Origin of the sequence: Streptomyces sp. NRRL S-1022 (genome assembly GCF_000720135.1) — a bacterium.
Lineage (GTDB): Bacteria > Actinomycetota > Actinomycetes > Streptomycetales > Streptomycetaceae > Streptomyces.
In genome coordinates this window covers 138,298-151,483 of sequence record NZ_JOIU01000007.1, presented here as the reverse complement: position 1 = coordinate 151,483, position 13,186 = coordinate 138,298, and the positions used below count along the sequence as shown (strand labels likewise).

Below are 13,186 nucleotides of genomic sequence, written 5' to 3'. Positions count from 1 at the left end.
GCTGGCGGCGTTCGCGCTCATCCTGGCCGGCTCGGTCCTGGCCACCGCCGCCGGTCCCCGGTCCGGTTCGCGCCGGGTACCATGGTCGGCACGGCAGACGAGCCGGGCGGACGGCCGCGTGGAGTCCCCCTAGGGGGCTTCCCGAGGAACGTCCGGGCTCCACAGGGCAGGGTGGTGGCTAACGGCCACCCGGGGTGACCCGCGGGACAGTGCCACAGAAAGCAGACCGCCCGGGGCTTTGGCCCCTGGTAAGGGTGAAACGGTGGTGTAAGAGACCACCAGTGCCCAGGGTGACCTGGGCAGCTAGGTAAACCCCACCCGGAGCAAGGTCAAGAAGGGGCCGCCTTTCTCACGAAGGGCGTCCCTGCGCGGACGATCGAGGGCTGCCCGCCCGAGTCCGCGGGTAGACCGCACGAGGCCGGCGGCAACGCCGGCCCTAGATGGATGGCCGTCGCCCCGGCGTCCGCGAGGACACCGGGGAACAGAACCCGGCGTACAGCCCGACTCGTCTGCCCCATAAGCCCTGCCCTGCGGCAGGGCGTGAAGGGCCCGTGCCGGTCAGGCTGCCGCTTTCAGCCGGGCCACGTCGCGGGCTCGCGCGTCCAGCGTGCGCACGGCCGGCAGGGAGACGTACGGGCGGATGGATGTCCGGAGGGTGGCGAAGTGCTCGTCCCCCCGCGCCGAGGAGATGCCGGCGTAGTCGTCCAGGAACGCGTTCCACTCCCGGGAGGCCTCTTCCACGTGCCTCATCTCCATGAGCCGGGCGGCAAGGAGACCGGTGGCGTGTACGCGACCCTGCCGCTCACCTGACGGCCTGGCCTTGTTGGACCGACGCAGCGCCTTCACCGACCCGGGCCGGTCACCCAGCTCCCACAGGACGTGGGCGACGTGGAACTCGTAGGCGGCGCGGTCGTAGCCGCCGATGTGGTCGTTGCGGCCGTCCGCCTGCGACAGCGCTTCCTCGGTCTCCTTCAGCCGGGCGAACGCCTGCCGACGGTCCTTGACCATGGCCGCGCCGTGGGCCTGTTGACCGCGCAGGAACGCCACCAGGCGCGGCCCCGACGCCGGGGCGGCTTCCGCGGCGGAGTCGGCGAGTTCCAGCGCCTTCGGGCCGTAGCCCAGGTTCGACGCCTGCATTGCCATGCCGCGCAGGGTGCGGCAGTAGGTCACGTGATCCTCGGCCGCGCCGGCAAGCTTGAGGGCCTTGACGTAGTACCGCTGGCCGACGCCGTGCTCCCGCTCGTACATGGCCATCCAGCCCGTCAGGTACGTGAGATCGGACGCGGCGGCCCGCATCGCCCTCCTCACCTCGTCCGTACCGTCCGCCCTCAGGTAGGGGCCCACGGTGTTGACGAGGAAGGCTGCTGCCATCGGTCGGGCGTGGCCGCCTCCGAGGTCGTCGAGGATGTCCGCGATCCGCTCCGTCATCCGCTCCACGGTCTCCACCTCGGACCGGCCGATACGGACGGTGCGACCGGCGGCCACGTGTTCCATCCGGCCCGTCACGTCGTCGTACCGCGGGATGGCCAGTGCCGCCGAGTACAGGCCCGCGCCGAGCACAGCGCGCCGGGACGGATCCATGTCCGCCCTTCCGAGGTCGACAATCCCCGACACCGCGTCCGGGGACCCGGCGTCGGTGTCCCAGCCGAGTTCAGCCGACGTCACGGGCCGCGCGAGGAGCCGTGAGAGCGCTTCGGTGACAGCGGGGCGCGCTTGCCGTTTCGGCCGGTGGCCCTTCAGCCACTGCGAGACCGCCGTCTTCGTGTAGGTCAGGCTCAGGCCGAGTTCCCTGCCGGTGGCGTTGACCCGCCGTGCTAACTGGTCGTTCTGGATGGCCCCCTCTCGCATCAGCGCCGCAAGGGCGTCGTTCGGCATGAGTGGCTGACGTCCCATCGAGACTCCCGAGCGTGTGCAACCAGTGCAACTCACCCTCCACTCTGCTCCCTTACCCGATGAAGCGCAGCGGAGTTGAGTGATTACCGGCCGTCCGGTGATCGCTTACCGGTGGCCAACGGCCGTGGTGGTCACTCCTCCCCGGGGACCACCACGGCATCCCCCCATCCCCGAGCGAGACATGACGATGACGATGGCGATCGCGGAACCGAAACCGACAGGCCACCCCGGCTACAACCTGACGATGTCCTCGACGCCGGAGGCGGCGGCCGAAGCCCGGCGCCTGGTACGCCGGAGCTGCACCCTGTGGGCGTTCGATGACGAGACCGGCGAGACGGCCGCGCTCCTCATCTCGGAACTCGTCGCCAACGCAGTCGTGCACGGGCGCAGTCACTCCATCCGGGTGATCATCGCCCGCCCGGCTGCCGACCGGGTCCGGATCGCCGTCGTGGACAGGAAGCGCTGCATCGTGGAGGCCATCGCTCGCAGCGCTGACGACGTCTCCGGCCGGGGCCTGGTCCTGGTCGACGCCCTGAGCGGCAAGTGGGGAACGGATCTGCTCCACTGGGGCAAACGCGTCTGGGCCGAGATCCATGTGAAACGGCACGACGTCTCGTGACGGGCCGCCACAGGATGCCCGGGGCTGACGGCCGTACCGCCGGTGCAACCCTTCTCGGGGCCGTCGCCGCCGGGCTCGGCCTGGTCGTATGGGCGCCGCCACCAACTTGCGCGCCGCGCCCGCCCGGTCCACGGCCGACCAGGGAACGCGCCCCGACCTGCCGTGGATGTCGGGGCGCGGCGCCGTCCCCGAAGCCGGGCTGCCCGCAGGCCCCCTCACTCCTCGAACAGCGCCTCCTGTTCGCCCTCCTGCTGCCGCCGTACCCGCCGGTTCCGCGCGCCGACCACCACGGCCGTCGCCGCCGCCGTCGCGCCGAGGGCGGCCGGGACCATCCAGCCGCGGTCGAAGACGTGCCCGAGGGCGTGGTCGAGGGAGAGCCGGCCCGGGCCGGTGACGGCGAGTCCGGCGGCGGCCAGGCCCAGGCTCGCCGCGTGCTCGTAGCCGCCCTCCTGGGCGAAGAAGCCGCTCGGCATGTGGACCGCGGCGGCCCCCGCCATCGCCCCGGCCGCCGCCGCGCCCGCCGCCGGGGTGGCGAGGCCCAGCGCCAGCAGCACGCCGCCGCCCGTCTCCGCCAGGCCCGCGGCCGTCGCACTCGCCTTGCCGGGCGTGTAGCCGACGGACTCCATGAACTGGCCGGTGCCCTCGATGCCGTGCCCGCCGAACCAGCCGAACAGCTTCTGCGCGCCGTGCGCCGCCAGTACTCCGCCGGTGCCCAGCCGGAGCAGCAGCAGGCCCAGATCACGTCGGTCGTAACAGGTCACGGTGACTCCCCAGCAGACAGGCGGACAGGTCCCCTCCCGCGTCCCCACCCTCGCACCGCCGGCGGCGTCCGGCTCGCCCTGGCTGCCGTTCGGGTGGCGGGACCGGGGGAGCGGTGTGAGCCTGGCGCCATGACGATTCAGCCAGCCAAGCTGAGCGACCCGGCCGTCCGGGCGTTCGTGCACGCCGTCAACTCGCACGACCGCGAGGGCTTCATGTCCTTGCTCGCGCCCGGCGCGACGATGGCCGACGACGGCTCCGACCGGGACCTCGCCGAGTGGATCGACCGGGAGATCTTCTCCTCCCACGGCCACATGGAGGTCGACAACGAGTCCGACGGCGGCCGGACCCTGCTGGCCCGCTACAGCAACGACGCCTGGGGCGAGATGCGCACCAAGTGGTACTTCACCGTCGACGACGACGGGCGGATCTCCCGGTTCGAGACCGGCCAGGCGTAACGGTCCTCGTGACAGGGCCTCGTAGCAGGGCTTCGTGACAGGGCTTCGCGGGGCTTGTGTTCGCGTGCACTTGAGCCCCTAGCGTCCACGCCCATGACGACACGGACGACAGCTACGACCCGGGCGACCCGGGCGTTGGGACGCAGTGGCATCGAGGTGAGCGCGCTCGGCTTCGGGTGCTGGGCCATAGGGGGCGAGCACCGGACCGCCGACGGGCAGCCCGTCGGCTGGGGGAAGGTGGACGACGACGAGTCCGTACGGGCCGTCCGCCGGGCGCTCGACCTGGGCGTCACCTTCTTCGACACGGCCGACTGCTACGGCACCGGGCACAGCGAGGAGATCCTCGGCCGGGCCCTCGGCAAGCGGCGCGACGAGGTCGTCCTCGCCACCAAGTGGGGCAACGTCTTCGACGCCGGCACCCGCACCCTCACCGGCACCGACGACACCCCGGAGTACGCCCGCCGGGCCCTCACCGCCTCCCTGCGCCGCCTCGGCACCGACCGCGTCGACCTGTACCAGCTGCACCTCTCCGCCGCCGACCCGGCGCGTGCCGCCGAACTCCGTGACGCCTGCGAGGACTTCGTGCGCGAGGGACTCGTACGCGGCTACGGCTGGAGCACCGACGACCCCGCGCGTGCCGCCGTCTTCGCCGAAGGCCCGCACTGCACCGCCGTGCAGCACGCCCTCAACGTCCTGCAGGACGCGCCCGGGCTCGTGTCACTGTGCGAGCGGCGGGAACTGGCCAGTGTCAACCGCAGTCCGCTGGCCATGGGTCTGCTGGCCGGGCGGCGCGGCGGGGCGCTGGAGGCCGGGGACATCCGCAGCCGGCCGCCCGCCTGGCTCCCCGGGTTCGCGGACGACGGCTCCGGCGCCGATCCCGAGTGGCTGGCCCGGATCGACGCGGTCCGTTCCGTCCTCACCAGCGACGGCCGCACCCTCGCCCAGGGCGCCCTCGCCTGGCTGTGGGCCCGCAGCCCGCGCACGGTGCCCATCCCCGGATTCCGGACCGTCGCCCAGGCCGAGGAGAACGCGGGCGCGCTCGCGAAGGGGCCGCTCGCCGCGGACCAGTCGGCCGAGATCGACCGCCTGCTGGGCCGGTGAACGACTCCTGGTAAGAGAGGTGTAAGGCGCGGGAAACCGGGTAGAGCATCGGATTTTCATAACGCGGCAAATTCCGCGCCGTATCGGCCTCCGCTCGCGAATCCCCTGCTCGAAGCGGTGTACGGTCCCCGGGTGCGCGAATGTTCCCGGCTCAGCCGGCGTGCCGTCCTCGGGCTGACGGCCGCCGCCCTTCCCCTGTCCACGGCCACCGAGGCCGCCGCCGCGACCGCCACGGTCGTCGGCGGCGCGCGGCTGGCCCGCACCGGCGTCCAGGTGCGCGGCGCCTCCGGACTGCCCAGGAAGCTCACCGCACGCTCCTGGCTGGTCGCCGACTGCGCGAGCGGGGAGGTGCTCGCGTCGTTCGACGCGCACCGGCGGCTCGCGCCCGCGTCCACGCTGAAGATGCTGTTCGCGGACACGGTGCTGAAGAAGTTCGACCGGAACCAGCGGTACCGGGTCACCGACGCCGACCTCGCCGACGTCCCGGCCGGTTCCAGCCTCGTCGGCATCAAACCCGGCATCACCTACACCGTCGAGCAGCTGTGGCAGGGCGTTTTCCTGCGCTCCGGCAACGACGCCGTGCACGTGCTGTCCCACATGAACGGCGGCATCGCGAAGACCGTCGCCGAGATGCAGGCCAAGGCCGCGGACCTGCAGGCCCTGGACACCCATGTGGTCAGCCCCGACGGCTTCGACCACGCGGGGCAGCTCTCCTCGGCGTACGACCTCACGCTCTTCGCCCGCCACGGCCTGAAGGACGCCGACTTCCGCGGCTACTGCGGCACGCGGACCGCCGACTTCCCGGCGGGCGGCAAGAAGACCTTCCAGATCCAGAACACCGACCGCCTGCTGACCGGGGCGTGGGGTCTGAAGACATACGACGGGCTGATCGGTGTCAAGAACGGCTACACCAGCCATGCCGGCAACACCTTCACCGGCGCGGCGACCCGGGGCGGGCGCACCCTGCTGGTCACCGTGATGCACCCCGACGCCGGCGGCAACGCCGTCTACGAGCACGCGGCGGCCCTGCTCGACTGGGGCTTCACCCACGGGCGTGCGGCGCAGCCGGTCGGCCTGCTGGTCGAACCGCTCAGCGAGGGCGGGGCGAGCGCGAGCCCGGCACCCGGGCGCAAGACCGTCCAGGCGGCGGCCGGCGCGCCCGGCCCGGGGTCCGGGGGCGGCTCGGCGTGGCAGGTCACGGAGGGCGCCGCCGGGGCACTCGCGGTGCTGGGCCTGGGCGCCTGGGCTCTGCGCAGGCGCCGGACCCGGGCGGCGTCGGCCGCGGAGGGCGGCGAGCCGGGGGCACGCGGCACCCGGGACGCGGGCGACGCGGAGGGCGGACACCGGTCCTGAACGGCCGTGCCGTGCGCCGGGGATGCCGTAAGGACACGTCGTGCGGCGGCCGTTCCACCGGCCAGCGGGCACCCGCGGTGCGCCGCGAGGTCCACTGCGTGGTTCAGCCCCGCCCGAGGTACGGCATCGTCGTCGCCAGCACCGTCGCGAACTGCACGTTCGCCTCCAGCGGCAGCTCCGCCATGTGCCGTACGGTGCGCGCCACATCGGCCACGTCCATCACCGGTTCGGGAGCCACCTGCCCGTTCGCCTGGAGCACGCCCGCCTGCATCCGGGCCGTCATGTCGGTGGCCGCGTTGCCGATGTCCACCTGCCCCACCGCGATCCGGTACGGCCGCCCGTCCAGGGACAGCGACTTGGTCAGGCCGGTCAGCGCGTGCTTCGTCGCGGTGTAGGCGACCGAGTGCGGGCGGGGCGTGTGCGCCGAGACGGAACCGTTGTTGATGATCCGGCCGCCCCGCGGCTCCTGCTCCTTCATCCGCCGGTAGGCCGCCTGCGCGCACAGGAAGGCCCCGGTGAGGTTGACGTCCACCACCTGCCGCCAGTCGTCGTACGACAGCTCCTCGACGGGGACCTCGCGGGGCCCGTTGATCCCCGCGTTGTTGAACAGCAGGTCCACCCGCCCGAACCGCTCCACGGCCGCGGTGAACAGCGCGTCCACGTCCTGCGGCCGGGACACGTCGGCGGGTACGGCGAGGGAGGTCGCCTCCGGCACCAGCGCCGCCGTCTGCGCGAGCGGCCCGGGGCGCCGGCCGGCCAGCGCCACCGACCAGCCGGCCCGCAGCAGCTCCACGGCGACCGCCCGCCCGATGCCCGAGCCGGCGCCGGTCACCACCGCGATCTTCGTATTCCTGTCGGTCATGACACCGCAGCGTAGGCGGAACCTCCGCCATGCGGAATCCGGTGTCCGCGATACGGTTACGCGGCCGGAGCGACCGCGTCCCCGGGATACCGCACCCCGATCCGCTCCCGCACCGCGTCCAGCGTCCGCATCACCGCGAGCGTCCCGTCCAGCGGCACCAGCGGCGACTCCTTCTCGCCCGCCCGCAGCGCCCGCATGACCTCCTCGGCCTCGTGCCGCATGCTGGTGCGCGGCCCGTCGGCGGGGTCGGCGGCGAACTCCTCGGGGTCGCGGCCGTCGCGGTGCAGCACCAACCGGTCCGGATGGAAGAACCCGGACGGGATGTCGATCCGGCCGCGCGTGCCGGTCACCGACGCGGTGGCCCCGGTACCGCCGACGATCGAGCAGTGCACCGAGGCCAGCGCCCCGCTGTCCCACGACAGCAGCGCGCCCGTCTGCAGGTCCACGCCCTCCTCCGACAGCACCGCGCGCGCGGCGACCCCGTCCGGCTCACCCAGCAGCAGCTGCGCGAACGACACCGGGTACACCCCCAGGTCCAGCAGCGCCCCGCCGCCCAGTGCCGGATCCCGCAGCCGGTGCGCCGCCGGGAAGGGACCGGCCAGCCCGAAGTCGGCCTGCACGGTGCGCACGTCACCGATCGCCCCGTCGTCCACCAGCGCCTTCAGCCGCCGTACCAGCGGATTGCAGTACATCCACATCGCCTCCATCAGGAAGCGGTCGTGCTCCCGCGCCAGCGCGACGAGTTCCTCCGCCTCGCGCAGGTTCAGCGTGAACGGCTTCTCGCACAGCACGTTCCGGCCCGCCGCCAGGCACAGCCCGGCCGCCGCCCGGTGCGCCGAGTGCGGGGTGGCCACGTACACGACATCGATGTCCGGGTCCCTGGCCAGCGACTCCCAGTCCCCGTAGGCCCGTGCCACCCCGAACCGCTCCGCGAACGCCTCCGCCGGCTCCCGCCGGCGCGAGGCCACCGCCACGATCTCCGCGTCCGGGAGATCGACCAGATCCGCCGCGAACGTCGCCGCGATCCCGCCGGTCGCAAGGATCCCCCACCGCACGCTCTGCTCCGCCATCGCCGCCCCACCCTCGCTCATGTGTGCCTCGGCAGTGTGTACGAGCTGAGAGCATAGGTGCCGGTCGGGTCGGCGACACCGATGTCAGACGAAGCAGGGGCGAGCATCAGGGAGGGACACATGCCGGAGCACGCGGCGGCACCGACACCGGATCAGGACCGTCCGTCCCCCTCCGCACCGGCACCGGCCGGCGCCCCGCGCCGCACCGGCCCGCTCGTCACCTTCCTGCTGGGCGGCCTCACCGCGACGACCCCGCTCGCCATGGACATGTACCTGCCGTCGCTGCCGCAGGTCACCCGCTCCCTCGACGCGCCCGCCGTCACCGTCCAGCTCACCCTCACCGCCTGCATGGCCGGGCTCGCGCTCGGCCAGCTGGTCGTGGGCCCCATGAGCGACCGCTGGGGCCGGCGCCGCCCGCTGCTCACCGGGCTCGCCGTCTATCTCCTCGCCACCGCCCTGTGCGCCCTCGCGCCCACCGTCGAGACGCTGATCGCCTTCCGGCTGGTGCAGGGCCTCGCCGGCGCGGCCGGGGTGGTCATCGCCCGGGCCGTCGTCCGCGACCTGTACGACGGGGTCGCCATGGCCCGCTTCTTCTCCACCCTGATGCTGATATCCGGCGCCGCGCCCATCGTCGCGCCGCTCGTCGGCGGGCAGATCCTCCGGGTGACGGACTGGCGGGGCGTCTTCGTGGTCCTCACGGCGGTCGGCGCCGTGCTCACCGCCCTGGTCTGCGCGCGGCTGCCGGAGACCCTGCCCCCGGCCGAACGGCACCGCGGGGGAGTGGGCGAGGCCCTGCGCGCGATGCGCGGCCTGCTCGCCGACCGGCCCTTCACCGGCTACACGCTCGCCGGCGGCTTCGCCTTCGCCGCGCTGTTCGCCTACGTCAGCGCCTCCCCGTTCGTGATCCAGGAGATCTACGGCGCCTCCCCGCAGACCTTCAGCCTGCTGTTCGGCCTCAACTCCGTCGGCCTGGTGGCCGCCGGCCAGCTCAACGGAAAGGTGCTGGTCGGCCGGGTCAGCCTGGACAAGGTGCTCGCCGCCGGACTGACCGTGATCGTGCTCGCCGCGACCGCGCTGCTGCTGATGGCCACCGGTGCCCTCGGTGACACCGGGCTCGTGCCCGTCGCCGCCGCCCTGTTCGTCCTGATGTCCGCCATGGGCGTCACGCTGCCCAACGCCCAGTCCCTCGCCCTGCTGCGCACCCGGCACGCCGCCGGCTCCGCCTCAGCGCTGCTCGGCACCTCCTCCTTCCTGGTCGGCGCGATCGCGTCCCCGCTGGTCGGGGTCGCCGGGGAGCACACCGCCGTCCCGATGGCCGTCGTCCAGCTGGCGGGAGCACTGGTCGCGGCGGCCTGCTTCGTGGGACTGTGCCGTCCCTGGACGGCACGGGAGACCACCCGTGCCGGGTCGGAGGGAGACGAGAGCTGAGCGCACCGAGACTGCGCACCGGCACACCGGAACGAGCCGGGCTCGACCCCGTCGCGCTCGGGCATCTGGTCGAGGAGGTGCACGCCCTCACCGTCGGCGCCCGCCCCTGGGCGGCCGGAGCCGTCGTGCTGGCCGGCCGCGGCCCCGTGATCGCCGTCGCCGAGGCCACCGGCTGGGCGGTGCGCTACGCCTCCTACGACCCCGAGACCGGCACCGGAGTGGAACTGCCGCCGGCCGCCCGGGTCCCGGCCACCCTCGGCACCCCCTTCGACCTGGCCTCCCTCACCAAGCTGTTCACGTCCGTCGCCGCCGTGCAGCAGATCGAGCGCGGCACCCTCGGCATGGACGCCCGGATCGGCGACTACCTGCCCGACTTCCACGCCGCCGCCGCGCACGGCATCACCGTACGGCAGCTGCTCACCCACACCTCCGGTCTGCGCCCCGAACTGCCCCTGTACGACTGCGCCGACGACGCCACCCGCCTGGACCTGCTGCGCGCCGAGGCCCCGTCCGCCGAGCCGGGCCGCCACCTCTACTCCGACCTCAACATGCTCCTGCTCCAGTACGTCCTGGAGCGCATCACCGGCCGCACCCTCGACGTGCTCGTCCGCGACGGCATCACCCGGCCGCTCGGCATGACCGCCACCGCGTTCGGGCCCTGCCCCGGCGCCGCGGCCACCGAGGACCAGCGGCGGCCCTGGGCCAAGGCCGACCGGGGGATGCTGCGGGGCGTGGTCCACGACGAGAACGCCTGGGCGCTCGGCGGGGTCGCGGGCCACGCCGGCCTGTTCTCCACCGGGCCCGACCTGGCCGTCTTCTGCCGCACCCTGCTCGCCGGCGGCTCCTACGGTCCCGCGCGCATCCTCGGCCCCGACTTCGTGGAACTGCTGTTCACCCCGCCCGGGCTGGGCTTCGCCCTGGACCAGCCGTGGTTCATGGGCGAGCTGGCGGGCCGCGGCGCGGCGGGCCACACCGGCTTCACCGGCACGTCCCTGATCCTCGACCCGGCCACGGACACCTTCCTGATCCTCCTGGCCAACACGGTCCACCCCCGCCGCCGCCACCCGGAGCACGTCCCCCGGGCGACCCTGGCGACGCTCCTGGCCAAGGCGGTGGTCTGACCCCCGGACGTGCCGGCACCGGAGCCGGGCGCCATAGAATCACCGGGTGAACGACCCCCTGCGCACCGCGCTGGCCGAGCTGCTGGACGGTCTGCCCCCCACGGAGGTGACCGCCGCCGTGGACCGCCTGATCACCCACTACCGCGGCGACACCCCCACCCACGCGCCGATCCTGCGCGACCGCGCCGACGTCGCCGCGTACGCCGCCTACCGCATGCCGGCCACTTTCGAAGCGGTCCGCTCCGCACTGGAGGCGTTCGCGGCCACCGTCCCCGGCTGGACCCCCGGCAGCCACGTCGACATCGGCGGCGGCACCGGCGCCGCGACCTGGGCCGTGGCGGAGACCTGGCCCGGCGCGCGCGCCGTCACCGTGCTGGACTGGGCCGAGCCCGCCCTCACCCTGGGCCGGCAGCTCGCCGCCGCCCACCCGGACCTCGGGGACGCCCGCTGGCAGCGCGCCCGGATCGGCGCCGACCTCGCACTCGACGACACCGACCTGGTCACGGTGTCGTACGTCCTCAACGAACTCGCCGGACCCGACCGCGCAGCCCTCGTCGACGCCGCCGCCGGCGCCGCGCGGACCGTCGTCATCGTCGAGGCCGGCACCCCGGCCGGCTACGGACGGATCATCGAGGCCCGCGACCGGCTGATCCGGGCCGGTTTCCGCGTCGCCGCCCCCTGCCCGCACAGCGCCGCCTGCCCCATCGCGCCCGGCACGGACTGGTGCCACTTCTCCGCCCGGGTCGGCCGCTCCTCCCTGCACCGCCAGGTCAAGGGCGGCTCGCTGGCGTACGAGGACGAGAAGTTCAGCTACGTCGCCGCGACCCGGCTGCCCGCGGAGCCGGCCCCGGCCCGGGTGGTCCGCCGCCCGCAGATCCGCAAGGGCCAGGTGCTGCTCGACCTGTGCGGGGCCGAGGAGCGGCTGAGCCGCACGACGGTCACCAAGCGCCACGGCGAGCTGTACAAGGCGGCCCGGGACGCCGACTGGGGCGACGCCTGGCCGCCGTACGGCTCCGCGTCGTAGCCCGCCGCCGCGGCTTGTTACTTTCGACCCCATGGTCGACAAGCCCGCCCCCGACGCCACCCGCCGCAGCGAGAAGTCCCGCAGGGCGATCTACGCCGCCGCCCTCGCCCTGGTCGGGGAGGTCGGCTACCCGAGGACCACCGTCGAAGGGATCGCCGCCCGCGCCGGCGTCGGCAAGCAGACCATCTACCGCTGGTGGTCCTCCAAGGCGGACGTCCTGCTGGAGGCGTTCCTCGACCTGTCCCGGCAGGCGGCCCGGGACGCCGGCCAGGAGCCGTACGCCATCCCGGACACCGGTGACCTCGCCGCCGACCTCAAGACCGTGCTGCGGATCACGGTGGACCAGCTGCTCGACCCGCGCTTCGAGGCGCCCTCCCGGGCGCTGGCCGCGGAAGGCCTCGTCAACGAGCAGCTCGGCCGCGAGGTCGTCGGCACCCTCCTCGAACCGCAGCTCCAGCTGTACGTGGCCCGCCTGCGCTCCGCGCGGGAGGCCGGGCAGGTACGGCACGACGTCGATCCCCGGATCGCCCTGGAACTGTTCGTCTCGCCGCTCGCCCAGCGCTGGCTGCAGCGGACCGGGCCGGTCTCGTACGCGTACACGGACACCCTCGTCGAGTACGCCCTGCACGGACTCGCGCCCCGCTGACCACCGCCCGCCCCCCGGTTCCGCCGGATTCCAGACCCCCGAAGCACGTGAAGATGGGACGATAGGGCATGCTGTCCGCACAACAGCGAGGCGAGGGGATAGATGAGCGCGACGTTCGGCGGCCGGAGCGGCCGGCAGGGCAAACTCTCCCAGTGGCTGCTCGGACGCCGCCCGCAGGAGGCCGCCGACGAAGGCGGCCGTGAGGCCCTGCTGCTCGGCGCCGCCGCGGCGGGACTGCCCCTCGCCCCCGCCGCGCACCCCACCGACGGTTACCGCTGCTCCTGCGACCGCGTGGGCTGTCCCACCCCCGCCCGGCATCCGGTGTCGTTCGCCTGGCAGACGCAGTCCACCACCGACCGCGCCCAGATCGAGCGCTGGGCCCGGCACCAGCCGGAGGCGAACTTCATCACCGCCACCGGCATGGTCCACGACGTGCTGGACGTGCCGCTGGAGGCGGGCCGGGAGGCCCTGGAGCGGCTGCTCGGCTCCGGCGTCGAGGTCGGACCGGTCGCCGAGAGCGACGACGGCCGCATGCTGTTCTTCACCCTCACCCGGGGCACCCCCGAGGACGAGGACGAGTGGTGGCCGTGCGAGCTGGACTGCCACCCGGAGACGATGGACGAGCACCCCGGCCTGCGCTGGCACTGCCGGGGTTCCTACGTCCTCGTACCGCCCGCGCGGCTGCCCGGTGACGCGGACCGGCAGGTGCGCTGGCTGCGCGGCCCGGAGCACGCGCTGCCCGACCCGCTCACCCTGCTGGAGACACTCACCGACGCCTGCGCCCGGCACGTGGGCACCGGAGCCGGCCACCAGGGCGCGGCCTGGCCCCTGCACCGCTGACGGGCCGGCCGG

Annotated in this window: 13 protein-coding genes and 1 other RNA gene; 10 read left to right on the top strand and 4 right to left on the bottom strand. The window is 73.8% G+C overall.

Annotated features, from left to right (window positions below):
* Nucleotides 1–98 precede the first annotated feature (98 nt).
* Nucleotides 99–512: RNase P RNA component class A (rnpB, locus tag IG05_RS43630), an RNA gene on the top strand.
* Between the two features lie 46 nt (nt 513–558).
* Here the strand turns inward: rnpB and IG05_RS0109845 are convergent.
* Nucleotides 559–1,893 (bottom strand): hypothetical protein, encoded by a 1,335-nt coding sequence (locus tag IG05_RS0109845; RefSeq protein WP_030341125.1) that lies wholly within the window; start codon nt 1,891–1,893, stop codon nt 559–561.
* Nucleotides 1,894–2,137: 244 nt separating this feature from the next.
* On the opposite strand from IG05_RS0109845, the gene IG05_RS0109840 reads away from it, so the two are divergent.
* Entirely contained in the window at nt 2,138–2,512 is a 375-nt protein-coding gene (locus IG05_RS0109840) for an ATP-binding protein (RefSeq protein WP_234335817.1), read from the top strand.
* A 215-nt stretch (nt 2,513–2,727) separates the two neighbouring features.
* Here IG05_RS0109840 and IG05_RS0109835 read toward each other — a convergent pair whose 3' ends face one another.
* Nucleotides 2,728–3,273: a DoxX family protein gene (locus tag IG05_RS0109835; RefSeq protein WP_030341123.1), complete on the bottom strand. Its 546-nt coding sequence runs from the start codon at nt 3,271–3,273 to the stop codon at nt 2,728–2,730.
* Nucleotides 3,274–3,402: 129 nt separating this feature from the next.
* On the opposite strand from IG05_RS0109835, the gene IG05_RS0109830 reads away from it, so the two are divergent.
* From IG05_RS0109830 to IG05_RS0109820, 3 genes are all read left to right on the top strand, one after another.
* Nucleotides 3,403–3,729, top strand: a complete 327-nt coding sequence (locus tag IG05_RS0109830; protein WP_030341122.1) for a hypothetical protein — start codon at nt 3,403–3,405, stop codon at nt 3,727–3,729.
* Between the two features lie 93 nt (nt 3,730–3,822).
* On the top strand, nt 3,823–4,830 hold the full coding sequence (locus IG05_RS0109825; RefSeq protein WP_030341121.1) for an aldo/keto reductase: 1,008 nt from the start codon (nt 3,823–3,825) through the stop codon (nt 4,828–4,830).
* Nucleotides 4,831–4,962: 132 nt separating this feature from the next.
* Nucleotides 4,963–6,183 carry a D-alanyl-D-alanine carboxypeptidase family protein gene (locus IG05_RS0109820; RefSeq protein WP_234335816.1) on the top strand — a complete coding sequence of 407 codons (1,221 nt, stop codon included), beginning with the start codon at nt 4,963–4,965 and terminating at the stop codon, nt 6,181–6,183.
* Between the two features lie 103 nt (nt 6,184–6,286).
* Here IG05_RS0109820 and IG05_RS0109815 read toward each other — a convergent pair whose 3' ends face one another.
* Entirely contained in the window at nt 6,287–7,045 is a 759-nt protein-coding gene (locus IG05_RS0109815) for an SDR family oxidoreductase (protein ID WP_030341119.1), read from the bottom strand.
* 56 nt (nt 7,046–7,101) lie between these two features.
* Nucleotides 7,102–8,115 (bottom strand): Gfo/Idh/MocA family protein, encoded by a 1,014-nt coding sequence (locus IG05_RS0109810; RefSeq protein WP_199808286.1) that lies wholly within the window; start codon nt 8,113–8,115, stop codon nt 7,102–7,104.
* A gap of 120 nt (nt 8,116–8,235) precedes the next feature.
* Between IG05_RS0109810 and IG05_RS0109805 the strand changes: the two genes are divergently transcribed.
* The 5 genes from IG05_RS0109805 to IG05_RS0109785 all read left to right on the top strand — a co-directional run bounded on the left by IG05_RS0109805 (nt 8,236) and on the right by IG05_RS0109785 (nt 13,174).
* Nucleotides 8,236–9,543: a multidrug effflux MFS transporter gene (locus tag IG05_RS0109805; RefSeq protein WP_030341117.1), complete on the top strand. Its 1,308-nt coding sequence runs from the start codon at nt 8,236–8,238 to the stop codon at nt 9,541–9,543.
* A complete protein-coding gene (locus IG05_RS0109800; RefSeq protein ID WP_030341116.1) occupies nt 9,483–10,664 on the top strand; it encodes a serine hydrolase domain-containing protein in 1,182 nt (393 codons plus the stop codon). The genes IG05_RS0109805 and IG05_RS0109800 overlap by 61 nt, the downstream gene beginning before the upstream one ends.
* A gap of 46 nt (nt 10,665–10,710) precedes the next feature.
* Nucleotides 10,711–11,688 carry a small ribosomal subunit Rsm22 family protein gene (locus tag IG05_RS0109795; RefSeq protein ID WP_030341115.1) on the top strand — a complete coding sequence of 326 codons (978 nt, stop codon included), beginning with the start codon at nt 10,711–10,713 and terminating at the stop codon, nt 11,686–11,688.
* 31 nt (nt 11,689–11,719) lie between these two features.
* The gene (locus IG05_RS0109790; RefSeq protein ID WP_030341114.1) at nt 11,720–12,334 is read left to right on the top strand and encodes a TetR/AcrR family transcriptional regulator; all 615 of its coding nucleotides are present in this window, start codon (nt 11,720–11,722) and stop codon (nt 12,332–12,334) included.
* 102 nt (nt 12,335–12,436) lie between these two features.
* Nucleotides 12,437–13,174 (top strand): bifunctional DNA primase/polymerase, encoded by a 738-nt coding sequence (locus IG05_RS0109785; RefSeq protein ID WP_030341113.1) that lies wholly within the window; start codon nt 12,437–12,439, stop codon nt 13,172–13,174.
* Nucleotides 13,175–13,186 lie beyond the last annotated feature (12 nt).